This is a genomic window from Macrococcus bovicus (assembly GCF_004359575.1).
GTDB classification, from domain to species: Bacteria; Bacillota; Bacilli; order Staphylococcales; family Staphylococcaceae; genus Macrococcus; species Macrococcus bovicus.
In genome coordinates this window covers 189,291-212,972 of record NZ_SCWF01000003.1, presented here as the reverse complement: position 1 = coordinate 212,972, position 23,682 = coordinate 189,291, and the positions used below count along the sequence as shown (strand labels likewise).

The window sequence follows — 23,682 nt, the reverse complement described above, 5'->3', positions numbered from 1 at the left end:
GAATGACCTTCCTCATATAAATCGAAGATTTGCTGAAATGTTTCCGGTGATAGCTTGATTTTTCGCATAGAAAAACTCCCTATAAAGTTTTACTTTTTTAAGTGTCTACTTTATAGGGAGCATATCACATCCCGGTGAATCGCATTTTTTATCTTTTCTCTTTTACAGCTATAGTACAGCGGGCTATCGATACTAAACGTTCCTCCGCTGTCACGCGAACTTCCCACACTTGAGTGGATTTCCCGTGATGCAACACAGTCGCTCGCGCATACACACGTCCTGCTCTTACAGAAGAAATATGATTCGCATTGATTTCAAGTCCGAAAGCAAGCGAGTGGTTCAAGTCTATCAGGTCTACTGCACCTAATGATGCGGCAGTCTCACATAATGCCACTGTCGCGCCGCCGTGCAGATAACCGAAGGGCTGTCTGACTTTATCGGTGACAGGCATGCTGATACAAAGTTCACCTGGCTGTCTCTCTTCCAGTTGCATCTCAAAGTTCGAGAGCATATTCTGCTGTTCAAATAAAGCTTCAAAATCCATCTTCTCACCTCAACTCTTATAATACCATGGCTGCAATATAGCCGAAAATGAGAAGCGGGATATTAAAGAGCATGAAAGTCGGCACGCACGTATCCCAGATGTGATCGTGCTGCCCGTCCATATCGAGTCCTGCTGTCGGCCCGAGTGTTGAATCACTGGCCGGACTGCCGGCATCTCCCAGCGCGCCTGCTGTCCCGATGATACTGATCAATGCGAGGGGGCTGAGTCCGATCTGCTGGCCAAAAGGAATGAATAAGGCAGCGATAATCGGAACAGTCGCAAAGGAAGACCCGATGCCTAACGTAATAATCAGACCCGCAGTCAGCATAAATATAATACTGAGTGATCTATCGCCATTTGTAATATTCACCATGCCATGTACAAGCGATTCCACCTGCCCTGAATGGTTCATGACACTCGCGAAACCGTTCGCTGTCAGCATCACCACACCGATATACGCCATTATCTTGATTCCTGTCACCAGTTCATTATCAAGCGTCTTCCAGTCATAGACACGGAATAGGAAGAAGATGAGAATACCAGCCAGCGCACCAAAAATCATCGATTCTGTCAGCAGCTGAACGATAAATGTCATGACAATGGCCAAGATTGTGACAAAGACCGTGTAACGGCTGATTTCCTTCACTTCAAACGCTTCATCCGCAGTTTGACGATAGTCGCGGGGCTTACGGTAAAGAATGATACCGATCAGTAAACCGACTACAAACCCCATGGAAGGAATCAGCATCGCTTTCCAGATATCATCAAACTGGATCGTATAGTGGGCCTGATCGAATCCTTTCTTGATGATTTCGTGAAAGATATGACCGAAACCAAACGGCAGCAATGTATACGGGAAACAAAGACCGAATGTCAGGACAACTGCTATCATTCTTCTATCCAGTTTCAGTTCATTGAATAAACTGAGCAGCGGTGGAATGACAATCGGTATAAATGCGATGTGGATAGGCAGGATATTCTGTGACATACAGGCAAGAATAAGCAGGCTGACCACTATCACCACTTTTGTCCAGACTCTCGTTTTAACTGTGCTATCCTGCTTGATCAACCGGATGATACGTTCCACGAAATAATCGGTGATGCCGCTATATGATATTAAGGCAGCAAAACCTCCCAGTAAGGCATAACTGAGCGCCACTTCTGCACCGTCACCAATGCCTGCTGTAAAATAGCTGATTGTATCAGCAAGGCTCATATGGGCAGTCAGGCCTCCTACTAATGCACCGATAAACAATGACAGTACGACATTCAGCCTGCAGAGACTGAGTACAATCATCACAATTACTGCTATTAAGACAGCATTCATTTAAAAACCCCTCTTCTTTATCTTGGTAAAGTGCTACCATACTAAAGTAAATGAAATTTTATACTTTGTCAACTGTTATTATTTCGTGTATCAGTTCGACCTGGTATTTAAGAGGCAGTAAATGCGTCATTTCTGCTATCGTGAATGTCTCGCCGAATTGATCGGCAAAATAGTCATAAGACAGGACAGATAACTGCCGGTACTTAGAGGGAAATAACGTGTAGTGAGGATTCTGCATGCGATACTTCAAGGCTGTCTCACTGGAACGTTTAACACCGTATAACGTGATCTGCCTGTTGTCACCCGGTAAATAATCGAGCACAAGCGGCTGGACTTTATATTGCAGGCCATAATGAATCAGATCGTTCATGATAGCAAGTCTCACTGACTGAAGTACGACGAGTCTGCCGTCCCGTGCCAGACGTCTTGCCTCACTCATCTGATTGTCATACGCTACTGTCAGTACGACTGTCTCTCTAGTTGCTGCAAGAAGTGCCGGCTGGATTAAATCAGGATGCAGCACGATTACGACCTGATTGGCCCTCGTCCCACTACGCCATTCCGTGACTTTGACTTTATAGTCGTGATAGGTCAGGGGAAGCAGCTGATACATATCGTGCTCGCTTAGTGCATTCGGCTCAACGTGTGGTGCAGGCAGCTCCTCGTGATAGCCCAGGACTTCAGCATGTGGCCACTTATCTTTGATTGTCCAGTATAAGCCGGAGACATCCATATAGTGATTCAGCGTCGCCAGATCAACGATCAGCGCTGTATCGATATGTAAAGCCCCGATTCTGTCATGCAGCATCAGTTCGTCTTCCATGGTATATCGCTTCGGATTACCGGCAGGAATTCCGATAAGCCGTCTGTTCTCATATCGTACATCCAGTTCTGTGTCATGCTGATTATAAAAGTGTTCTATCTCTTCATCGATCCAGTGAATGCCCGTCTGCTGCCATTGATTGGACTGAAAAGGTAAAAAGCACATATAGACTGACTCTATATGTGCCGGTGGGTTAGTCATATTCATCACTCCTAGAACATCGTGTAGCCGCTGCGGCGTAGGTTTCTGATCACAATACCCGCTGCCACAGCTCCCACTAATCCTGCCGAGAGCATGATGATGTCGGCAGGCAGAAGATGCGTCAGTCCACGCCAGAGCTGACTGAACGCATAGCGTGGTTTCAAGATATAGTCAGCTGTCGAAATCTTGTCAACAATCGCAAAGACGACAAAGGGATAGAAGGCAGTCATGATCCATGTGGATTTAAGGAGCATATTTAAGATAAAGGCAATCCCGAAAAATAAGACAAAAAATAGTACAACGCTGATAATTAACTGAACTAAGGCAGTCATTGTTTCCTCCTCATGTTACAAAAAAAGTCATTGCACCTATTATAGCATGAAATATAGAACATGGCGGCTATTAAAGGCAGTCTGACCCGCACAAAAAAAGCAGGACTCCTCTGTCAGAGTCCTGCTTGATCAAGAATTATAAAAATTTACCTTTTTTAAGTGCTAAGCCCGTACCACCGATTTTGAAAACGGCACGTGTGTCAATCACTTTTTTCATGAAGGCTGCTTTTTTACCTGTGATTTCTTTACCCATTACCACACCTACGCCGTCATGAGCGCCGAGTGATGCAACCGTACCTCTTTCGTTGTAGACGAATTTTCCAAGCGGCTGGTTATTGAGTAATTTAACGATGGCATCAGCAGTGAATTCACCTTGCTGCATCGCAATCTGTGCAGTTGTAGGATAAGGACGTTTATTGTCGCCTTCACCTGCCATAACCGCTGAGCAGTCACCGATAACAAAGATGTCATCGTAACCGTCAATACGGTTATCTTCACGAACGACGATACGTCCGCGTTTCACACCTTCGAATGATTCTTCCATCAGCTTGCTGCCACGTACACCTGCAGCCCAGATCACTGTATTAGCATAGAGCTGTTCTTCCTGCTCACCGTTTTTCACAACGAAGCCATGTTTATTTGCTGCGACGATCGGCGTAGCAATTTTGAACTCGACACCACGCGCTTCAAGGTATTCTACAACGTAGTTAACAAGTTCATCTGAGAACATCGGTAACATTTTAGGCGCTGCTTCTACACAAGTTAATTTAACTTTAGCTGGGTCAACCCCATATTTTTTGCACAGTTCAGGTACGCGGTCTGTTAACTCACCTAATAATTCGATACCAGTGAACCCAGCACCACCTACCAGGATAGCAAGATCTTTGTCGTCTTTTTCTGTGCTCTGTGCATAATGAGAGAAACGCTCTTCAATGTGCTTTGCGATACGGCGGGATGTATTCACGTTTTCAATCTGGAATGCATGTTCTTTCATGCCGCTGATGCCAAATGTCTCTGACTCGAAACCAAGTGCAACGACTAAGATATCAAAATGGAAGATACCGTTCGTTGTCTCAACTGTTTTTTCATCACGGTTGATTTTAGTCACTTCTGCTTTAACGAAGTCGACTTTAGACGCATCTACTACGCTCGCAATCGGATAAAGCACATCTTGAGTTTTTAAAGTCCCTGCAGATGCTTCATGTAACCAAGTTGCTTCATAGTGATAATCATTTTTGTTGATTAAAGTGATATCGCAATCCTGTGCTGAAACTTTTTTCTGTAATTTAGTGATAGTCTGTAAGCCGGCGTAGCCCGCACCTAGTACAACAACTTTTTTTCTTTCAAAGCCCATTATATTCACCCATCTTATTTTTATTTTATTGTGATTTTCGTCACATGTTATATTTAAATCATTCCACTATAATAATAATATTAAAAACTGGAATATTCAATATATAAACTAACAGTTTTCCGGTGTGCCCGCGACTTCGCGAGTCCTAAAAGAGCTGCCACAGCCGCATGAAGCAATGGCATTCGGGTTATCAATCGCGAATCCGCCGCCCATCAATGATTGTTTGAAATCGACCACTGTTCCTTTTAAGATCGGTGCATCCGTCTGATCAACGAGTACTTTAACACCATAAAATGTCAAAATTTCGTCATTTTCTCCAGGGGCTTCTTCGGCACTCATGCCATAGGACAGACCGGTACAGCCGCCACCTTTCACTGAAATCTTCAAGTAACCATCAGGCATACCGTTCTTCTCCATCATATCCTTCACTTCATAAGCTGCCGCTTCTGTCAGTGTAATCGTCATCTTAAAACCTCCTAAAACATCCATGTTTCTTCTATATGCTTATAAATATTGGCAAGGAGCTGTTCCGGACTCTCCCCTGCCACATAATCTCCATTCACCAGGGCGTAAAGTTCATTGCTACACTGTCCGCAATAGGTCAGACACCCATATTCCAGACAATCGATATCGGGATCTTTTTCGAGCGCATCAAATACAACCTGACCGCCTTTTGCCAGATTTGAGATACAGAATTCGACGATCGGATTCATGGCTCACCTCTATTTTCAGATATTTCTACTAATCAATTGTATAATATATTATAATTTAAGCGTACATAAAAAAATAGGATTTTGACTCATGTAAGAAAAGGGGATTAACAAATGAAGAATCTTGTTTTACTTGGTGGGGGCTACGGCAACATGCGCATCATGCATCGTCTGCTTCCAGATGCTTTACCGGAAGAATATACGATTACCTTGATCGACCGGGTACCATTCCACGGTTTAAAGACAGAATTTTATGCGCTGGCAGCAGGAACTGAATCAGATAAAGATGTCCGGGTGGAGTTCCCGAAAGATGCTCGTCTTAACTTTGCGTATGGAGAGATCACGTCGATTGACCTCGAAAAACAGATTGTCTCAATGGGTGAAACACATGTTGACTATGATGAGCTGATCATCGGTCTCGGCTGCGAAGATAAGTATCATAATGTGCCGGGTGCTGAGGAATATACTTACAGCATTCAATCCATCATGCAGGCGCGTGATACATACAGCGCCATCGCAGGCCTGCCTTCAGGTAGTACTGTCGGCGTTGTCGGTGCAGGTCTAAGCGGTATTGAACTTGCAAGTGAACTCAGAGAATCACGTTCTGACCTTAACATCAGACTCTTTGACCGCGGTGAGCGTATTCTACCTGCTTTCCCGGAGAAACTGAGCAATTATGTCAAGAAATGGTTCGATCAGCACAACGTCGAAGTCATTCCGCACTCTAATGTGGTAAAAGTGGAACCTGGGAAACTGTATAACAATGATGAGACATATGACGTGGACCTGTGTGTCTGGACAGCGGGTATCCAGCCTGTCGAAATCGTGCGTAATCTGCCTGTCGAATTCGGTGAAGGCAGCAGGGTCCGCATTAACCAGTATCACCAGATTCCGACTCATCGCAATGTCTACGTCGTGGGCGACTGCGCCCTCCTGCCTCATGCGCCGAGTGCCCAACTTGCGGAAGTTCAGGCAGAACAGATTGTAGACATCCTGAAAAAGGTCTGGAAAGGCGTGGAACTCCCGGACACTATGCCGGAACTGAAACTGCAGGGTTTCCTCGGTTCTCTCGGCGAAAAAGAAGGCTTTGCCTTCCTGATGGACCGGACCGTTACAGGCCGTATCGCTCGTTTAATGAAGTCAGGTGTCCTCTGGCTTTACAAGTACCATAACGGTTAAAAAAGCATTGTCTCTATTCTGAAGAGACAATGCTTTTTATTATCTTGATACTACCCGACGAAATGCTGCTCCACATACTTCGTCAGCTGAGGCAGCTGGATGTAGCCGTCTGCGACAATTTCATCATTCATGGTGATCAATGGATAGAAAAGTTCATCGGCCTGTATACGTTCAACGATAGACTCGTCGTAGTCTGAATGATTGGCGCTGTCATTGATATCAATGTAGTTGAATGTAAAATCCACATTGTTGAACTTACGCTTTAAATTCGGCTGTACCCAGTCGAAGATATCTTTAGATGTCGGTGCATTGACACAGCTTGCGCATACGACATCTGCGCCGTAAACATTTACTTTTACCTGTTCCATGTGCAACCCCCTTAAATAATTGAATAAATTATGCTATAGTGATTATACTATACAGTAAATGAATAAAGAAAGGAGTCTATGATGACGACTGAACAACAAACTCAATTTGATCAAGTCAGTGAAGTACTTGATAAGTTACGTCCATTTCTGTTACGTGACGGCGGTGACTGTGAACTTGTAGATGTAGAAGATGGTATCGTTAAGTTACGTCTATTAGGGGCTTGCGGCACATGCCCTTCTTCTACTATTACACTTAAAGCAGGTATCGAACGCGCGCTTTTAGAAGAAGTACCGGGTATCGTAGAAGTTGAACAAGTATTTTAAGACTGCTCTTCGGAGCGGTCTTTTTTTATTCTTCAGTAAGCCCCTCTCCTATAAGACCGGGTATAGCACAGCCTGAACAGGTGACGGATGATACCGTCAGTATTTGCGGTGAAATTTTAATTAATTTAAGGGTTTACATTGTATAAATCCTGTAAAAACATATAATTAAGGTAGGCATAAAGTTTTTTCATCAATTTTGAGAGGGGTTAATACATGAGTGAAGTTATGACGGGAACCATCCAAATCACTTTAAACGGCCAGCCAATGGCAGTGCCGGCGGAAGCCAATCTGTTAGACTATTTAAGATTCAAAGGGATTGAAGTACCCGCTCTATGTTATCATCCGGATCTTGGAGCAATCGAAACATGTGACGCATGTATTATTGAGGTCAACGGGGAACTCGTGCGTTCATGTAGCACTCAGTTAAATGAAGGTGACGTTGTCAGAACCGGTACAAGCGAAGCATTTGAGGCACAGATGATCGCAATGGACCGCGTTTTACACAACCACGAACTCTACTGTACGGTCTGTGATTTCAACAACGGCAACTGTACAGTCCATAATACAGTTAAAAAATTAAAAATCGATCATCAGGCTACTCATCAGTCGCCTAAAGGTGCACCGGTCAACCGCGGTAAATTCTATCGCTATGATCCTGATCAGTGTATCCTCTGCGGACGTTGTGTACAGGCCTGTCAGAATGTCCAGGTCAATGAGACATTAATGATAGACTGGGAACTTGAACGTCCACGTGTCATCTGGGACGGTAATGGCTCTACACTCATCGACGAGTCTTCCTGCGTCAACTGCGGACACTGTTCAACTGTCTGTCCATGTAACGCCATGATGGAGGTCGGCATGGAAGGCGAAGCTGGTTTCCTGACTGGTATGCTGAAGGACGCATTCCGTCCGGCAGTTGAAGTGACGAAAGCCGTTGAAACAGGTTATACGCCTCTCATGGCTATTTCTGATATTGAAGCAGAAATGCGTGAAGACCGCATCAAGAAAACAAAGACAGTCTGTACTTATTGTGGTGTCGGCTGTTCATTCGAAGTCTGGACTAAAGGCCGTGACATTCTTAAGGTAGAACCGTCTCCTGAATCTCCGGCGAACCAGATTTCCACATGTGTGAAAGGTAAATTCGGCTGGGATTTCGTCAACTCAGGCGAGCGCTTAACGAAGCCTTTAGTACGTGAAGGCAATGAATTCCGTGAAGCTTCATGGGAAGAGGCTTATGCCCTGATTGCCAAAAACTTCAAAGAGACTATCGAAAAACGTGGACCTGAGCGTCTAGCGTTTATTACCTCTTCTAAGTGTACGAACGAAGAGTCTTATCTCATGCAGAAACTGGCTCGTGCAGTTGTCGGTACAAACAATGTCGATAACTGTTCACGTTACTGTCAGTCTCCAGCGACCATGGGCTTATGGCGTACAGTCGGTTATGGTGGTGATTCTGGTTCTATCACAGATATCGGTAGCGCGGAACTGATCATCGGTATCGGTACTAACACCGCAGAAGCACATCCTGTCATCGCGACACGTGTGAAGAGTGCACAGAAAGTCCGCGGCTCAAAGATTCTGGTCTCTGATATCCGTAAACACGAGCTTGCTGAACGTGCGGATATGTTCATCCGTCCAAATCCAGCCTCTGACTTAGTCTGGCTGAATGCTGTCACTAAATATATCATCGACAATGACTGGCATGACAAAGCGTTCATCGCTGAGCACGTCAACAACTTTGATGAACTTGTCAAAGGTCTTGAGAAATATACACTGGATTATGCCGTGCAGCATACAGGTCTGACAAAAGACGAACTGATTAAAGTGGCAACGATGATTCACGAAGCGAAATCGACAGTGGTCATGTGGGCAATGGGTATCACCCAGCAGCGTGGAGGCAGTGATGCTTCGACAGCGATTTCCAACCTCCTGCTTGCAACAGGTAACTATATGAAGCCGGGTGCAGGCGCTTATCCTCTCCGCGGTCATAACAACGTCCAGGGGGCAAGTGATATGGGTAGTATGCCGACTCACCTACCAGGTTACCAGAAGATTGACGACAAAGAAGCACTTGCCAAGTTCAGCAAAGCATGGGGCCGTGAACTGAATCCTGAAAAAGGTCAGAACAACCACCAGATGGTTGATGCGATGCATGCCGGTGAACTTGATGTTCTTTACTTAAAAGGTGAAGACATGGGTATCGTCGATTCTAACGTCAACTACGTCCGCGCCGGTTTCGAGAAACTGAAGTTTATGGTGGTCCAGGACATCTTCTTCTCTAAAACAGCAGAATATGCAGACGTGGTCTTACCTGCTGCACCAAGCTTCGAGAAAACAGGTACATTCTCCAATACAGAACGTCGTATCCAGCGTCTGTATCAGGTGATGGAACCGCTCGAAGGTTCTAAACCTGACTGGATCATCATTCAGGAGATCGCCAACCTGCTCGGTGCAGACTGGAATTACACGCACCCAAGCCAGATCATGGACGAAATCGCTGCACTGACACCTATCTATGCGGGTGTCAACTATGAACGTCTTGAAGGCTTCAACAGCTTGCAGTGGCCGGTCCATGAAGACGGCACTGATTCACCTCTTCTCTTCACAGACGGCTTCCCGTTTGATGATAAGAAAGCTCGATTCGCACCAGTGGACTGGACAGAACCGACTGAATATCCGGCAGAATATGATATCCATGTTAACAACGGCCGTCTGCTTGAACATTTCCACGAGGGGAATATGACCTATAAAGTAGAAGGTCTGGTGCTTGAGACACCGGGTGCCTTCCTGGAGGTTTCTCATGAGCTGGCAGCAGAGCGTGGCCTTGAAGACGGCACACTCGTACGTCTGCAGTCTCCTTATGGCCGTGTAGATGTTAAGACCATTGTCACTGACCGCGTTTATGGCAAAGAAGTCTACCTGCCAATGAACGACTCAGGCGACGCAGCGATCAACCTGCTGTCAAGTTCTATTGCTGATAAAGATACCTCAACACCTGCCTATAAGGAAACGAAAGCAAAATTAATCATTTTAGATAAAGGTGGTAAATCACCACTTCCTAAAACGAACTTCCGCTATGGTCACCGTGTACCGCAGATGGGTGTCAATGTCCAGAAGAAATGGGCGCGTCGTGACTATATCTTCCCGGGCACTATCGTCAAAGAAAGAAGAGGTGGTAAGTAATGGCACAAGCTACTAAAGTGATCAGAAGAACAGAAGTCGATGTTGAAGCCGTTCGCGCGAAAGAACTTCGTGAACTTGAAGATCAGCTGATTATGCATAAAGACACCCTGCATAAACTGTTCCGCCTGCTTGAACAGCTGGATGACCATGAAGTCATCAATGCGCTGAATGCCGGACTTGCTAAAAGTGACCCGATCCTGACTCGCATCCTAAAAGCAGTCAACGATACAGAGACAGATAAAGCCATCCGTAATGGTCTCCTGCTCGTCCAGGGACTCGGGAAATTCAACTTCAGTGAAATTGAACCGATGATCTTAAAGTTCAATAAAGGGCTGAAATTATCTACTGAATACAACCAGAGTAAACCACTCGGCTGGATGGGACTTCTCAATGTGCTGACGAATAAAGATTTCGTTGAAGGCTCTATCGTCCTGACGAAGTTTGTTAAAGGATTCGGTACCAGCTTTGAGCAGCTGAAGCAAGAACAGGGTATTGTCGATCCCGTTCAGACGGACGTCGGCAATATAGACAGAGTGTCAGCTGTCGAACTGCCAGGCAAAGCAGCCGGCACCCGTGAAAGTAACCGTCCGAGCGCTAACCCTAAGGTGAAGATGCTCGGGATGGCTGCAGGGGCCGCATTATCTGTCGGTGCCCTCCTCCTTAAAAAATAAAAACAATAAAGAAGACCTGGAACTTGAAGTTCCAGGTCTTCTTTATTGTACAGGTGTCTTAGGTTCTTGACCTCTTATCACCTGTTTAGCATTATCGACACAGAGCTGGATCATGGCGTCACGTGTCTCAACGGTCGCACTGCCGATATGCGGTAACACGACAATCTTGTTCTCCTTCAGGAAAGGATGTCCTTCCTTAACCGGTTCCTCGCGAAGTACATCCAGCCCTGCCGCAGCGATATCACCATTCTGGACAGCTGCGAGCAGGTCTTCCTCTACCACGTGACCGCCGCGTCCGATATTAATGAAGATTGCATGGTCATTCATCTTGCGGAATGTATCCTTATTGAAGATATCGGCTGTTTCTTTCGTGAGAGGGGCTGTGCAGACGATGTAATCTGCCTGCAGGAGTTCATCAAATGAGACATACTTTGCGCCCAGTTCTCTTTCAGCGTCTTCATGTCTTGAACGCGTATGATACATGATATCCATATCAAATCCCTTGCAGCGCCTTGCAAAGGCAGTACCGATTGACCCCATGCCGTAGATACCGACAGATTTTCTGTAGACATCTGTGCCTGCCATCAAATAAGGTTCCCAGCCTTTCCACTCGCCTGCTGCCACTAATTGAGCCGCTTCAATGATACGACGCGCCGTGATAAGCATCAGCGTGAAGCCGAGTTCTGCAGTGGTCTCTGTCAGAACGTCAGGCGTGTTGCAGACGATGACCCCTTTTTCCTTCGCATAATCGACGTCTATATTATCATAACCGACCGCTAGGTTGATGACAGCCTTCAGCTCCGGACAACTATCCAGGTATTCCCGGTCGATCTGATCACTCATCATCGTGATGACCACATCTGCATCCCGGCTCTTGTTAAGCAGCTCTTCTCTTGGCATCGCCTTTAATTTTTCGCCGTACATTTCAACGTCAGCGACACTCTGCAGGTCCTCTATAAATCGTTCAGGTATCTGTCTGGTCACTAAAACCTTCATTCTGCATCCTCCTGATAACTCTTAATGACATCATTCAAGTTCTTGACTGAATAAGACGGCGGCACTTCTTCTGCCATCACTGCATCATAAGTCGAGACCCCCGTCTGGACGTGCAACGTATCAATCCCGCTGTTGATGCCGGACAGTATATCCGTCATATAAAGGTCTCCGATCATCACCAGCTCCTCTTTCGGCAGTCCGATCATCTCGACTGCCTTATTCATGATATGGACTTCCGGCTTGCCGATGAAAAGAGGTTCTACATCCGTCGCTACTGTCAGCACACTGGTCAGTGCGCCGTTCCCCGGCAAAAGCCCTCGTTCACTCGGCAACGTCCGGTCCGGATTCGTTGAAATAAATGTGGCCCCGTTCCGAATGGCCAGTGCTGCATTCGCCAGCTTGTCATAAGTGATGTCCACATCTAATCCGATGACGACATAATCCGCCTCGACATCCTCGACAATTTCCAGTCCTTCATCTACAAGTGCCTGTCTGATGCCTTTACCGCCGACGCAGTGAACACGAGCGCCGGGCTTCTCATCGGCTATATACATCGCTGTTGCCATCGCAGACGTCACCACATTCTCAGCCGTGCAGGGGAAACCCATCCCCGTCATTTTCGCTGCGACTTCGTCCGGTGTCTTTGAAGCATTGTTGGTCACAAATAGATAAGGCAGTTCATTATCATGCAGATAATCGATGAATTCCTTTGCGCCTTCAATCACTTGTGTCCCAGCGTACATCGTTCCGTCAAGATCCAGCAGATACCCTTTATATTTTTTCATGATTGCCTCCTTTACCGAATGCAGATACAGGTCCCAGTTCTCTGTCAATAAATGATTCCACAGCACGCTGGAAATGCGTATAAGCTGCCAGATTGGCACTGAATACAGATTTCAGTTTATCGTGGTCGATGTGTGTATAGTCACGGACCATCCACTGTCTCGTCGGTAATGTCGCTGATATCATCTTGGCATCATCACCTGTAATCACTTTCTCCATTTCCATGATGTCAATCACATCCTGATAACTACCCGGGTCACGCATGATAAAGCCATCTATCATCATATTGCCGACGTCCACCGTGCTTTCAATCAGCATATGACAGATGCGTTCAAGCGCATAGCCTTCTGCAGCTGTGAAATCAGCTGTCAGTTGAGTGATATAGTCAAGCTTTAATGCGAGTTCATCTCGATCTACAAAGTACATGTTATCGCCTCCATCCCTAGTTTAACAAATTTTCTTATCGCCTTCATTACTGATATACTTGAGACGGAGGGATATTATGATAGATATGTTCTTATACGATGACTCTGAGAAGGCGAATGTCCGTTTCGTCAGCTTTCTAGGAGAATCTCGTCATGATTTGACACTCATCCAGACCGACCGCCATTACGGTAAGACCATCGTGCTGAATACGCAGTCCAATAAATTCGGCATCATCGGTCGTGATGACCTGGAAGAGGAAGGTTATATCGCCTACGTACTCGGCATCAGTGACGCTGAAGCGGCAGAAGTGACTGAATTCTTAAATGACGTCATCCATTAAAAAAAAGTAACTGCCTGCGCAGTTACTTTAAAAAATCCTTGAGCGTTTTACCAGTGGTAAGATCGTCAATCTCCTGAGCCGGTGCGAGTGTCACCGGCTCTTCTATTTGGACTGCCTCAGCCTCTACAGGCGTTTCCTCTACTGTTTCTCCGTCAACCTCTTCTGCCTGGTGGCGAATCACTTCGTGTACCGTCAGCCGTTTCAGGACGAAATAAGCACAGCCGAAGTTACAGTATTCGAGCAGATAATCCTGGATGCTTGAAAATCTACGGCTGATATCCGCTTTTTTATTTTTATCTTCATAGAAGCCTTTCAGACGCAGCTGTTCATAGCCGATATCACCGACAATAATCGGATATTTATCGAGTACTTCTGAATAGCGCGTTTCAAACTGCTCCTGATTGAAAGCATTCTTATGATCGACCATTATCTCAAAATGATGATCGCCTGCTCTCACAATCATTAAGCTTCTCCGAGCGCCTGACGTTGTTTCGCTGCCTCGTTCACCTGTTCATCAGCATGGTAAGAACTACGTACCATCGGCCCAGCCTGGCAGTGTTTGAAACCTTTGTCCATCGCTATTTTACGTAATTTACCGAATTCAAGCGGTGAATAGTATTTCTGAACTTTGATATGCTTACGAGATGGCTGCAAGTACTGGCCGATTGTCATGATGTCCACGTCATTTGCACGCAGATCATCCATCACTTCAAGGATTTCGTCCCAAGTCTCACCCAGGCCGACCATCAGGCTTGATTTAGTCGGAATATCCGGCTGCAGTTCCTTCGAACGACGGAGCACTTCAAGTGAGCGGTCATAGGTTGCACGAGCCCGAACTCTCGGCGTCAATCTGCGGACTGTTTCGATATTGTGATTCAGGATATCAGGCCGCGCATTCATGAGGCGCTCCCAGTTCTCAAAGCTGCCGCCCATATCTGATGGCAGCACTTCTATTGTCGTGTATGGATTGCGTTCGCGTACTTTGCGGATCGTTTCTGCATAGACTTCAGAACCGCCGTCTTTCAAGTCATCACGTGCCACCGCTGTGATGACAACGTGCTTCAGGTTCATCAGTTCGACTGATTCTGCCACACGTTCGGGTTCATTTAAGTCAAGTTCGTTCGGCAGACCTGTCTTAACCGCACAGAAGCGGCAGGCACGTGTACAGACTGCACCGAGAATCATGAAAGTCGCTGTACGTCGTTCACCCCAGCACTCATGGATGTTCGGACATTTTGCTTCCTCACATACCGTATGCAGGTTCTTCTCACGCATCATTTTCTTAAGTCCTGTATAGTTCTGGTTCGTATTAAGCTTTATTTTTAACCATTCAGGTTTTCTGAGAATTTCTTCATTTCTTGTCGCCACAATACATCCCTCCGATATCCATTAATTATAACGCAAAGTGATTTAAATTAAAATGTCTGCTTCATGAAAACCTTCTATCCAGTGCGAGCTGCATGACATCCCGCAGAAACTCAGGCATAAAGTAGGCTTTGTCATTCTGGACGAACTGCGGGAAAAAACGTCCGAACGTATACATATCTAGCGTGGCAAGTGTATAGGTCTGATGATCATCAATCAGCTGATCCCCCACAAAAAACTGTCGCTCGGACTGAATATAGCCGATATGATCCGTTACATACATACCGAAGACGTCACCCCTGAAGCCATATCCTTTGACAATTTCATCGCGGAACTCATGCTTGCTGCTCATAGCGATGACTTCTTTCAGCTCTCGTCCGGAAAGTGTGATCTTAACAGGATTAATGGGATGCGGCAGCATCTTATGCAGATCATATTTCGTCAAGCTGTCTCCTTCGTAACCTTCAACGATCAGTCCTGAATTGATCAAGGCACAGTCTGCATCCAGTTCAATTCTCAGTTCCCTTGCCAGCAGTGCCGTCGTGTAGGACGCGCTGTACAGTCGTCTTGGCAGACTGATCAGACTGTGATGGATGACTTCACTGAGCAAGTCACGGCCTTCCTCATAATAATGATCCTCACTATCGGCCAGTTCATCAGTCTCAATCAGTCTTGCCTCTTTCTGCACGAGATGTCGGCCGTCAAATTGCAGTTTGATCTCACCGATATATTCACCATATCTGCCCGCCGCACCGATAAGGACACCATTGACCCGTTCCCCCTTATCAAAATGATGATGCGTATGCGCACCGAGTATTAAATCGATACCTGGAATTTCCTCGGCGATCCGGCGGTCGGCAAAAATCCCTAGATGACTCAGAATAATGACGACATCACATTCACTGCGGATCGCTTCAACCTGCTTGCGGATGGCGTCAAGCGGCTCTGTCACCTGCCAGCCGAGTGCCTTATAAAAAGGTGTGAACTCTGCTGTTGCACCGATAAAGCCGAATTTAACACCCTTGAACTCATCGATCACATGCAGCCTGAGGTGACGGGGGAGCTGTCCTTCCATATCAAACAGGTTGCAGCATGTCACTTTAAAGTCTGCCTCATCATACAGTGCATTAAAGTCCTCATGGGTCAATGTGATGCCCTCGTTGTTGCCGATGGTCGCTACTTTGACATGTGCTTCGTTCAGCAGTTCAACGTTTCCCTTGCCCAGTGTTCCCTCGGTATAAGGATGACTTCTATCCACATGATCGCCTAGATCGACGTAATAACTGTTGTCCGGTCTGTCCTTTAAATAGCGAATAATCTTATTGAAAGTCGACAGATGACTGTGAATATCATTTGTATGGTAGAGTTTGATTTCCATAATATCCCCTCTTTAAATCAGGCTTTTTATGATCAGATAACAACCAAGAGCCAGCATAATGAGTCTCAGCATCAGTACGACTGTCTCTGACTTTGCACGTTTATTGATCTGGACACCGATTGAGGCGCCGATAAAACTTGAAACGACTAGAATAACTGCGTAATGCCAGATGACATTGCCCTGCACAATATGACTGATAGCACCAGAGATACTGGAGAACAGGATCATGAGCATGCTTGTACCGACTGCGATATGCGGCGGGAATCTGAAGGCGATAATCATGAGCGGCGTCATCAGCGCACCGCCGCCAATACCAAACAATCCCGTTAAGCAGCCGACCAGAAACGTCGCCATCACAGCAGGCACCGGCGCAATACTGTACTCGAAGGTCTGCCCTTTGGCATCAGTGAAAGACCGCATACGGGCGGGATTCTGAAAAAACCTGATCGGCCTGATCTTATCCCTGAACATCAGGACGATACTCATCATAATCATCAGCAGCCCGAAATAAAGATTGAAACTTTTCAGTGTCAGAAAATGACTGAGATAAGCGCCCACAATAGCGCCCGGCACAATGCCGAGCAGAAAGAGAAAACCGGACTTGATATCGACCTGTTTTGCCTTGATATAGCCGATTGAAGCCGATAATCCTGTGGCGATCAGGATGACCGTTGAGGTCCCGATAGCTGTCTGCGGGGTGATGCCGCCTATTAGACCTGTCCCACCTAAAAAGATGAGGGAAGGCACGATAATAATACCGCCGCCGAGACCGACTAATGAGCCGAGAATAGCTGAGCCGACGCCCAGTAAAATGAGTAGTACAATAGACATCTTGTCCTCCTTAGAACAGCGACAGCTGCTGTGCATTTAAATGATCATAATCAATCCCGAGTATCTCTTTCATCCGTAAGGCATTGCCTGCTGCATGTCCGCCTGAGTTATTATTGAAGATGACGTACACTTCTTCTGCCTTCTGATCGAGTATTCTGAACTTGGCTGCGAGAGCCTGCAGTTCTTCTTCATTGTATTCGTATAAATAGCGGACATCCCGCCATTCCTGGTCAGACATATCCTTCTTCGTCCAGCCTGCCACATTTCTGCCGTGCAGCCTGACAAGCGAGATGGGATGCGTCACCCGGTTCACCATCGGAATAGAGCCATGACCGCTCTGCGGCTCGTCGCATACCGCATGGATCAGTTTATTTTCATAGAGAAAAAGCAGCGTATTCTCTGTCATCTCTTCTGTAAACCAGCTGTCATGACGAAACTCTATCGCGATAGGCATTTCTCGTAAGTGCTGCTTCAGATATAGTATATAATTAATGTTCTGGGTATTACAGTCGAACCAGGGCGGGAACTGCACCAGGACCATGGCCAGCCGGTCTTCTTCTATCAATGGACCTACCATCAGGTTAAACTGTTCAATCAGCTGGATTCTCGTATCTGCGTACTGCTCGACTTCCGCATGACCGGTCAGTGCCTGATGAATTTTGACGACAAACTTGAAGCGGTCCGGCGTCTCACTGATCCATTTCCGTATATTCCGTTCAGGCTGGATCGCATAGTAACTTGCATCCAGTTCAACAGTCGGAAAATAACTGCCATATGTATATAATTTATCTTTTTTATTCGCCAGTTCAGGATATAATGTATCATGATCCGACCAGGCGGTTAATCCTATATTTATCATTATCATCACCTAGTCTAATCATATCATAAGTCATGAGGACACTCTCTAGAAAGGAATCTAAAAATGACGACCATCCAACTTGAAAAAATTAATGTCACTCGAAATGAGCATCATATTCTGCATGATATCACCTGCCAGTTTCCGTCCGGCACCATCACAGCACTCATCGGACCTTCAGGGGCCGGCAAAACGACTCTGCTTAAACTCCTGAACGGACTGCATAGCCCCACTTCCGGAGAAATTTACTTCAATGACACCCCTATCTCCAATATGGATATGCTGAATCTCAGACGCCATGCCGGTATGGCGCTGCAGAGTGCGCCGATGCTGCCCGGCACAGTCTTTGACAACCTGAATCTGCCAAGAGCCATTGCGGGTGACACTCTAACTGAAGATGAAGCGGTCGGCCTTCTTACCCAGGTCGATTTAGAAGATGTCCCACTGACACAGGACATCAAATCTCTGTCCGGCGGTCAGCGTCAGAGACTGTCTATAGCACGTACACTCGTCAATCAGCCGCGTGTGCTCCTGCTCGATGAAATCACTTCCAGTCTGGACCCGCGCAGTGTGAAAGAAGTGGAAAAGCTTATCCATTCTATTCATGAGAGTCAGCAAGTCACCATTATCTGGATTACACATGATGTTGACCAGGCGGTGCGGGCCACAGACCGTTATATCATGCTGAAAGACGGACGCGTCGAACATACAGGTGATTCCAAGACATTGCTGCACAGTCAAATTTCAGCAGTCAGAGAATTTATTGAAGGAGAAGAACAATGACTCTATTACAGCTCAGTCTGACGATCATCTTCGTCATCATTCCTTTAGTGCTCACAGCTTACCTGAAACTGGGTCTCGAGAAAGATATTATCATCGCGACCATCCGCAGCACCATCCAGCTTTTTATCGTCGGTTATATTCTGACATTTGTCTTTGAGGGCAATCATCCTGTCTATATCCTGCTGATGATCTTACTGATGATCACAGCAGCGACTCAGAATATCATCAAAAAAGGGCAAGGTATAAAAGGTATCACATGGAAGATTGTCGTGACACTGATCACAGTTGAAGTCATTACGATGGGGATCATGCTCGGCTTTCACATCATCCCGTTTGAAGCGCGTTATGTCATCCCTATCAGCGGCATGGTCATCGGTAACTCGATGGTCCTCTCCCTTCTGTTCTTAAACCGCTTCCTCAGTGAAATCAGAAATAACGATGAACAGATCGAACTGATATTATCGCTTGGCGGAACGAATAAACAGGCCATACATAGAAGCCTGATGTCAGCCATCAGAAGTGCGATGATACCGACAATTGAAAGTCAGAAGACGATGGGGCTCGTACAGTTGCCGGGGATGATGAGCGGCCAGATTATCGGGGGGGCAGACCCTATCGTCGCTGTCCAGTTCCAGCTGCTTATTCTTTTCCTGCTGCTCACTGCTGCGACTGTATCAAGTGTCATGGTCGGCTTCCTCAGTTATCCGACCCTCTTCAATGAAAAAGAGCAGTTTCTCGGCGAATATCAAAAATAAAGGACTGAACATATTGTTCAGTCCTTCTGCTATTTGAAGATGTTCTTTTTGACAAGGAATATATAGGTCAGTGCCATCAGAAGAAACGCGACTGATACCGTGCCTATCCAGTTCAGTTGAGGCAAGTCGACATTCATACCGAAGAAACTGAAGACAAGGGTCGGCAAGGTCAGGAATACTGTGACCAGTGTGAGGAGCCGCATGATATTGTTCATCTCATTACCGATGAGTGAAGAATAGGACCCGGCGATACTCTCCAGGATATTCGTATAGAGCTCTGTCGTACTTAAAGCCTGTGTATTCTCAATCATCAAGTCTTCCAGCAGTTCTTTATCTTCATCATAAAGCTTGATTGAACGGGAGCGGAAGATCCGCTTGATTGTATCACCATTGGCCGTGAGTGAGGTCAGGAAGTACACCAGACTTTTCTCGAGCTCCATCAGTTCATAGAGCTGCTTATTCGTCAGTGATGTTCTTAAGTTACTCTCGATGCGCAGACGTTCACGGTTCAGTCGCTTCAATGTATTGTTGTACATCGTCGCTACTGTAAAGAGTACTTCCAGCAGAAATCTCGACTTCATGCGCAGATCAAAACGTCGATTCATCAGTTTATTGAACATCTCATGTTCACGGGAACAGATCGTGATGATATAACCTTTACTTAAGATGATGCCGATCGGCACTGTGATATAGGATACAGTCTGTTTGATGTTTTCATCTATAATCGGAAAATCATTGATGATCAATGTACTGTTTGTCTCTTCATCATATTCAATACGCGCACTTTCTTCCGGATCGAGCGGATCTTCCAGGAATTCGATCGGGATATTGAAATGCTCCGCTACTTCTTCCATTTCTTCGCGCGATGGCTGCGTCATATTGATCCAGTTGTTCGGCTGGAATCGTTCAGCTTTAATAATGGTCCCTTCATCTGAATTGATATAGGTATTAATCATAAGATGTCTCCTTTCTGTCTGCCGTCGTTAACATAAAAATCTTAACGCAATTTCACTAATAAAGATACCTAAATTTTCACAAACAAAAAAAGACGAGCATCAGACTCGTCTTTTTTGTTGTGAATTAACCGATTGAACCTTCCATCTCGAACTTGATGAGACGGTTCATCTCTACTGCGTACTCCATCGGTAATTCTTTGGTGAATGGCTCGATGAAGCCCATCACGATCATTTCAGTCGCTTCTTCTTCTGAGATACCACGGCTCATCAGATAGAAGAGCTGTTCTTCAGATACTTTAGAGACTTTTGCTTCATGCTCTAAAGAGATGTTGTCGTTCATGACTTCATTGTAAGGAATCGTGTCAGAAGTTGACGCGTTGTCCATGATGAGTGTATCACATTCAATATTTGAACGTGCACCCTCAGCATCACGGCCGAAGTGAACGATACCGCGGTAAACCACTTTACCGCCTTGTTTAGAGATAGATTTAGAGACGATTGTTGAAGAGGTGTTCGGTGCTTTATGAATCATTTTCGCGCCGGCATCCTGTACCTGTCCTTTACCTGCCAAGGCGATAGATAACGTCATACCACGTGCGCCCTCGCCGAGGAGGTAACAAGCCGGGTATTTCATCGTCAGTTTAGAACCGATGTTACCATCGATCCATTCCATTGTGCCGTTTTCATAGACAAATGTACGTTTAGTCACCAGGTTGAAGACGTTGTTCGCCCAGTTCTGGATGGTTGTATAGCGGCAGTATGCGTCTTTCTTCACGATGATCTCAACGACAGCAGAGTGCAGTGAGTTGGTTGTATAAACAGGTGCTGTACAGCCTTCTACGTAGTGGACACTTGCGCCTTCATCCACAATGATCAGCGTACGTTCAAACTGCCCCATATTCTCTGAGTTGATACGGAAGTAAGCTTGCAGTGGTGTATCCAGTTTAACATTCTTCGGTACATAGATGAATGAGCCACCTGACCATACCGCAGAGTTAAGAGCCGCAAACTTGTTGTCGGCAGGCGGAATCACTGATGCGAAATGTTCTTTGAAGATATCTTCATTCTCACGTAATGCTGAGTCTGTGTCCTTAAAGATGATGCCCTGTGCTTCCAGGTCTTCCTGCATATTGTGGTATACCACTTCTGATTCATACTGGGCAGAGACACCAGCAAGATATTTCTGCTCCGCTTCAGGGATACCTAATTTATCAAAGGTCTGCTTAATTTCTTCAGGTACTTCGTCCCATGAACGCTCTGTATGTTCTGATGGTTTAACGTAGTAAGTGATTTCATCAAAGTTCAGCTCTGATAAGTCACCGCCCCACATCGGCATCGGCATTTTATAGAACTGCTTTAATGATTTTAATCGGAAGTTGAGCATCCATTCCGGTTCTTCCTTCATCTTAGAGATCTCACGCACGATATCTTCAGTCAGACCCCGTTCTGAACGGAAAATCGATACGTCTTTATCATGGAAACCATATTTATAATCGCCCACATCTGGTGCTTTTTTAGCCATTTGGTTCACTCCTTATTCTTCGTCTTTTGTTCCTTTTTCAAGTGCTTTCCAGGCAAGAGTGGCACATTTGATTCGTGCAGGGAATTTAGCGACACCTGATAACGCTTCGATGTCACCCATTTCCTCGGTGATTTCATAGTCATTGCCAAGCATCATCTGACTGAATTCATGGCCCATCGCTAATGCTTCATCAATCGTGTGTCCTTTAATCGCCTCAGTCATCATTGAAGCGCTGGACATTGAAATAGAGCATCCCTCACCTTCAAATTTTGCATCTCTGACGATATCACCGTCAACATCAAGCGTCAGACGAATGCGGTCTCCACAAGTCGGATTGTTCATATCAATGGTCAGTGAACCATCTTCAATCACCCCTTTGTTACGAGGATTTTTATAATGATCCATGATCACTGAGCGATAAAGCTGGTCTAAATTATTAAAACTCATAGCTGAAAAACTCCTTTGTTTTTTTCAAGCTATCCACTAACAGGTCTATTTCTTCTTTCGTGTTGTAGATATAGAAACTTGCGCGTGCGGTTGAAGATTGGTTCAGCCACTTCATCAGCGGCTGTGCACAGTGATGGCCTGCGCGGATAGCGATGCCATCAGAATCAAGTGCTGTTGCGAGATCATGAGGGTGAACACCGGCAAGATTGAAAGTGATCAGCCCTGCACGTTTATCCGGACCCGGACCGTAGATTTCAAGCCCTTCGAACTCTGACATCTTCTCATAGGCATAGGCAGTGAGCTCATGTTCATATGTCAGGACTTCATCCAGTCCGATGGCTTCTAAATAGTCAATGGCTGCATGTAGACCGATGGCTTCAGCTATCAGCGGCGTACCTGCTTCAAACTTGGTCGGCAGTTCTGTCCAAGTGGAGTCCTGGAGACCGACGAAGTCAATCATATCCCCGCCATATTCAATCGGTTCCATTTTATTCAGCAATGACTTGCGTCCATATAATACACCGATACCGGTCGGGCCCACCATTTTGTGACCGCTGAATGCATAGAAGTCGACATCTAAGTCCTGGACATCTACTGTCATATGCGGTACCGCCTGCGCGCCGTCTGACACCATAATCGCGCCCTTATCATGGGCAAGCTTCGCGATTGCTTTAATGTCGTTGATTGTTCCGAGTACATTGGAGACATGTGCAACAGAGACAATCTTAGTTCTGTCTGTAATCGTCGCTTCTACATCCTTTAAATCCAGTGTGCCGTCTGGCTGCAGCGGAATATATTTCAGCACAGCTTTACGACGTTTGGCAAGCTGCTGCCATGGTACAAGATTCGCATGATGCTCCATCTGAGTAATGACAATCTCATCACCTTCTTCAACCGCCATATCGCCGTAGCTGTGGGCCACAGTATTGATAGCGGTTGTCGTTCCACGCGTGAAGATGACCTCCTCAAAATACTGTGCATTGATGAAACGGCGGACGGCTTCCCGTGCGCCCTCATAGCCATCAGTAGCACGGGTACCGAGTGTGTGAACACCGCGGTGAACGTTCGCATTCTCATGCTGGTAATACTGATTCATTCTATCAATGACCTGCTGCGGCTTCTGGCTGGTCGCAGATGAATCAAGGTAGACGAGTGGTTGGCCGTTGACCGTTTCAGTCAGGATCGGAAAATCCGCTTTAACTTTATTGATATCGAATGGTGCCATTAG

Annotated in this window: 27 protein-coding genes; 7 read left to right on the top strand and 20 right to left on the bottom strand. The window is 46.0% G+C overall.

The genetic code is table 11. The features are described 5' to 3' along the window. Positions 1–148: 148 nt before the first annotated feature. The 7 genes from ERX55_RS04910 to ERX55_RS04880 all read right to left on the bottom strand — a co-directional run bounded on the left by ERX55_RS04910 (position 149) and on the right by ERX55_RS04880 (position 5,294). Complete coding sequence (locus ERX55_RS04910) at positions 149–544, bottom strand: PaaI family thioesterase (protein WP_133451479.1); 396 nt, start codon at positions 542–544, stop codon at positions 149–151. A gap of 16 nt (positions 545–560) precedes the next feature. Beyond that, a complete protein-coding gene (locus ERX55_RS04905) occupies positions 561–1,871 on the bottom strand; it encodes a Na+/H+ antiporter family protein (RefSeq protein WP_133451478.1) in 1,311 nt (436 codons plus the stop codon). A gap of 58 nt (positions 1,872–1,929) precedes the next feature. After that, a complete protein-coding gene (locus tag ERX55_RS04900) occupies positions 1,930–2,895 on the bottom strand; it encodes a hypothetical protein (protein WP_133451477.1) in 966 nt (321 codons plus the stop codon). An 11-nt stretch (positions 2,896–2,906) separates the two neighbouring features. Further along, entirely contained in the window at positions 2,907–3,227 is a 321-nt protein-coding gene (locus tag ERX55_RS04895; protein ID WP_133451476.1) for a YuiB family protein, read from the bottom strand. 136 nt (positions 3,228–3,363) lie between these two features. Continuing rightward, positions 3,364–4,581, bottom strand: coding sequence for an NAD(P)/FAD-dependent oxidoreductase (locus ERX55_RS04890; RefSeq protein ID WP_133451475.1), 1,218 nt, complete (start codon positions 4,579–4,581; stop codon positions 3,364–3,366). A 108-nt stretch (positions 4,582–4,689) separates the two neighbouring features. Next, positions 4,690–5,046, bottom strand: a complete 357-nt coding sequence (locus ERX55_RS04885) for a HesB/IscA family protein (protein ID WP_133451474.1) — start codon at positions 5,044–5,046, stop codon at positions 4,690–4,692. 11 nt (positions 5,047–5,057) lie between these two features. Next, complete coding sequence (locus tag ERX55_RS04880) at positions 5,058–5,294, bottom strand: YuzB family protein (protein WP_133451473.1); 237 nt, start codon at positions 5,292–5,294, stop codon at positions 5,058–5,060. Between the two features lie 111 nt (positions 5,295–5,405). Between ERX55_RS04880 and ERX55_RS04875 the strand changes: the two genes are divergently transcribed. Next, on the top strand, positions 5,406–6,470 hold the full coding sequence (locus tag ERX55_RS04875; RefSeq protein WP_133451472.1) for an NAD(P)/FAD-dependent oxidoreductase: 1,065 nt from the start codon (positions 5,406–5,408) through the stop codon (positions 6,468–6,470). Positions 6,471–6,520: 50 nt separating this feature from the next. On the opposite strand, the gene ERX55_RS04870 is transcribed toward ERX55_RS04875, so the two are convergent. Beyond that, positions 6,521–6,838 carry a YuzD family protein gene (locus ERX55_RS04870; protein WP_133451471.1) on the bottom strand — a complete coding sequence of 106 codons (318 nt, stop codon included), beginning with the start codon at positions 6,836–6,838 and terminating at the stop codon, positions 6,521–6,523. A gap of 81 nt (positions 6,839–6,919) precedes the next feature. Between ERX55_RS04870 and ERX55_RS04865 the strand changes: the two genes are divergently transcribed. The 3 genes from ERX55_RS04865 (at position 6,920) to ERX55_RS04855 (ending at position 11,016) form a co-directional block, all read left to right on the top strand. Beyond that, entirely contained in the window at positions 6,920–7,162 is a 243-nt protein-coding gene (locus ERX55_RS04865) for a NifU family protein (RefSeq protein ID WP_133430760.1), read from the top strand. 225 nt (positions 7,163–7,387) lie between these two features. Beyond that, on the top strand, positions 7,388–10,345 hold the full coding sequence (gene fdhF / locus ERX55_RS04860) for a formate dehydrogenase subunit alpha (RefSeq protein ID WP_133451492.1): 2,958 nt from the start codon (positions 7,388–7,390) through the stop codon (positions 10,343–10,345). Then, on the top strand, positions 10,345–11,016 hold the full coding sequence (locus tag ERX55_RS04855) for a helical membrane plugin domain-containing protein (protein ID WP_133451470.1): 672 nt from the start codon (positions 10,345–10,347) through the stop codon (positions 11,014–11,016). The genes fdhF and ERX55_RS04855 overlap by 1 nt, the downstream gene beginning before the upstream one ends. Positions 11,017–11,058: 42 nt before the next feature. Here the strand turns inward: ERX55_RS04855 and ERX55_RS04850 are convergent, their stop codons facing one another. Genes ERX55_RS04850 through ERX55_RS04840 form a run of 3 tightly spaced genes read right to left on the bottom strand, consistent with a single transcriptional unit; the run spans position 11,059 to position 13,221 of the window. Continuing rightward, positions 11,059–12,012, bottom strand: coding sequence for a 2-hydroxyacid dehydrogenase (locus tag ERX55_RS04850; RefSeq protein WP_133451469.1), 954 nt, complete (start codon positions 12,010–12,012; stop codon positions 11,059–11,061). Then, positions 12,009–12,797, bottom strand: coding sequence for a TIGR01457 family HAD-type hydrolase (locus ERX55_RS04845; RefSeq protein WP_133451468.1), 789 nt, complete (start codon positions 12,795–12,797; stop codon positions 12,009–12,011). The genes ERX55_RS04850 and ERX55_RS04845 overlap by 4 nt, the downstream gene beginning before the upstream one ends. Continuing rightward, positions 12,784–13,221 carry a DUF86 domain-containing protein gene (locus ERX55_RS04840; RefSeq protein ID WP_133451467.1) on the bottom strand — a complete coding sequence of 146 codons (438 nt, stop codon included), beginning with the start codon at positions 13,219–13,221 and terminating at the stop codon, positions 12,784–12,786. The genes ERX55_RS04845 and ERX55_RS04840 overlap by 14 nt, the downstream gene beginning before the upstream one ends. Positions 13,222–13,297: 76 nt before the next feature. Here ERX55_RS04840 and ERX55_RS04835 point away from each other — a divergent pair, with 76 nt between their 5' ends. Next, positions 13,298–13,561: a DUF3055 domain-containing protein gene (locus ERX55_RS04835; RefSeq protein WP_133451466.1), complete on the top strand. Its 264-nt coding sequence runs from the start codon at positions 13,298–13,300 to the stop codon at positions 13,559–13,561. 22 nt (positions 13,562–13,583) lie between these two features. Here the strand turns inward: ERX55_RS04835 and ERX55_RS04830 are convergent, their stop codons facing one another. From ERX55_RS04830 to ERX55_RS04810, 5 genes are all read right to left on the bottom strand, one after another. After that, complete coding sequence (locus tag ERX55_RS04830) at positions 13,584–14,024, bottom strand: YutD family protein (protein ID WP_424960681.1); 441 nt, start codon at positions 14,022–14,024, stop codon at positions 13,584–13,586. Next, the gene (gene lipA, locus ERX55_RS04825) at positions 14,024–14,929 is read right to left on the bottom strand and encodes a lipoyl synthase (RefSeq protein ID WP_133451465.1); all 906 of its coding nucleotides are present in this window, start codon (positions 14,927–14,929) and stop codon (positions 14,024–14,026) included. The genes ERX55_RS04830 and lipA overlap by 1 nt, the downstream gene beginning before the upstream one ends. A 61-nt stretch (positions 14,930–14,990) precedes the next feature. Further along, the gene (locus ERX55_RS04820) at positions 14,991–16,304 is read right to left on the bottom strand and encodes a bifunctional metallophosphatase/5'-nucleotidase (RefSeq protein ID WP_133451464.1); all 1,314 of its coding nucleotides are present in this window, start codon (positions 16,302–16,304) and stop codon (positions 14,991–14,993) included. Between the two features lie 12 nt (positions 16,305–16,316). Further along, positions 16,317–17,135 (bottom strand): sulfite exporter TauE/SafE family protein, encoded by an 819-nt coding sequence (locus tag ERX55_RS04815; protein WP_133451463.1) that lies wholly within the window; start codon positions 17,133–17,135, stop codon positions 16,317–16,319. 10 nt (positions 17,136–17,145) lie between these two features. Then, positions 17,146–17,994, bottom strand: a complete 849-nt coding sequence (locus tag ERX55_RS04810) for a DUF72 domain-containing protein (RefSeq protein ID WP_133451462.1) — start codon at positions 17,992–17,994, stop codon at positions 17,146–17,148. Positions 17,995–18,057: 63 nt separating this feature from the next. Here ERX55_RS04810 and ERX55_RS04805 point away from each other — a divergent pair, with 63 nt between their 5' ends. Then, a complete protein-coding gene (locus tag ERX55_RS04805) occupies positions 18,058–18,774 on the top strand; it encodes an ABC transporter ATP-binding protein (RefSeq protein ID WP_133451461.1) in 717 nt (238 codons plus the stop codon). Beyond that, positions 18,771–19,529: an ABC transporter permease gene (locus ERX55_RS04800; protein WP_133451460.1), complete on the top strand. Its 759-nt coding sequence runs from the start codon at positions 18,771–18,773 to the stop codon at positions 19,527–19,529. Before ERX55_RS04805 ends, ERX55_RS04800 begins: the two co-directional genes overlap by 4 nt. Before the next feature lie 29 nt (positions 19,530–19,558). On the opposite strand, the gene ERX55_RS04795 is transcribed toward ERX55_RS04800, so the two are convergent. From ERX55_RS04795 to ERX55_RS04780, 4 genes are all read right to left on the bottom strand, one after another. Then, entirely contained in the window at positions 19,559–20,485 is a 927-nt protein-coding gene (locus ERX55_RS04795) for a magnesium transporter CorA family protein (protein WP_133451459.1), read from the bottom strand. A gap of 124 nt (positions 20,486–20,609) precedes the next feature. Then, positions 20,610–22,007 carry a Fe-S cluster assembly protein SufB gene (gene sufB / locus ERX55_RS04790; protein ID WP_133451458.1) on the bottom strand — a complete coding sequence of 466 codons (1,398 nt, stop codon included), beginning with the start codon at positions 22,005–22,007 and terminating at the stop codon, positions 20,610–20,612. Between the two features lie 12 nt (positions 22,008–22,019). Then, positions 22,020–22,454 carry a Fe-S cluster assembly sulfur transfer protein SufU gene (gene sufU, locus ERX55_RS04785; RefSeq protein WP_133451457.1) on the bottom strand — a complete coding sequence of 145 codons (435 nt, stop codon included), beginning with the start codon at positions 22,452–22,454 and terminating at the stop codon, positions 22,020–22,022. Beyond that, positions 22,444–23,679, bottom strand: a complete 1,236-nt coding sequence (locus ERX55_RS04780; RefSeq protein WP_133451456.1) for a cysteine desulfurase — start codon at positions 23,677–23,679, stop codon at positions 22,444–22,446. Before ERX55_RS04780 ends, sufU begins: the two co-directional genes overlap by 11 nt. Between the last annotated feature and the right edge of the window lie 3 nt (positions 23,680–23,682).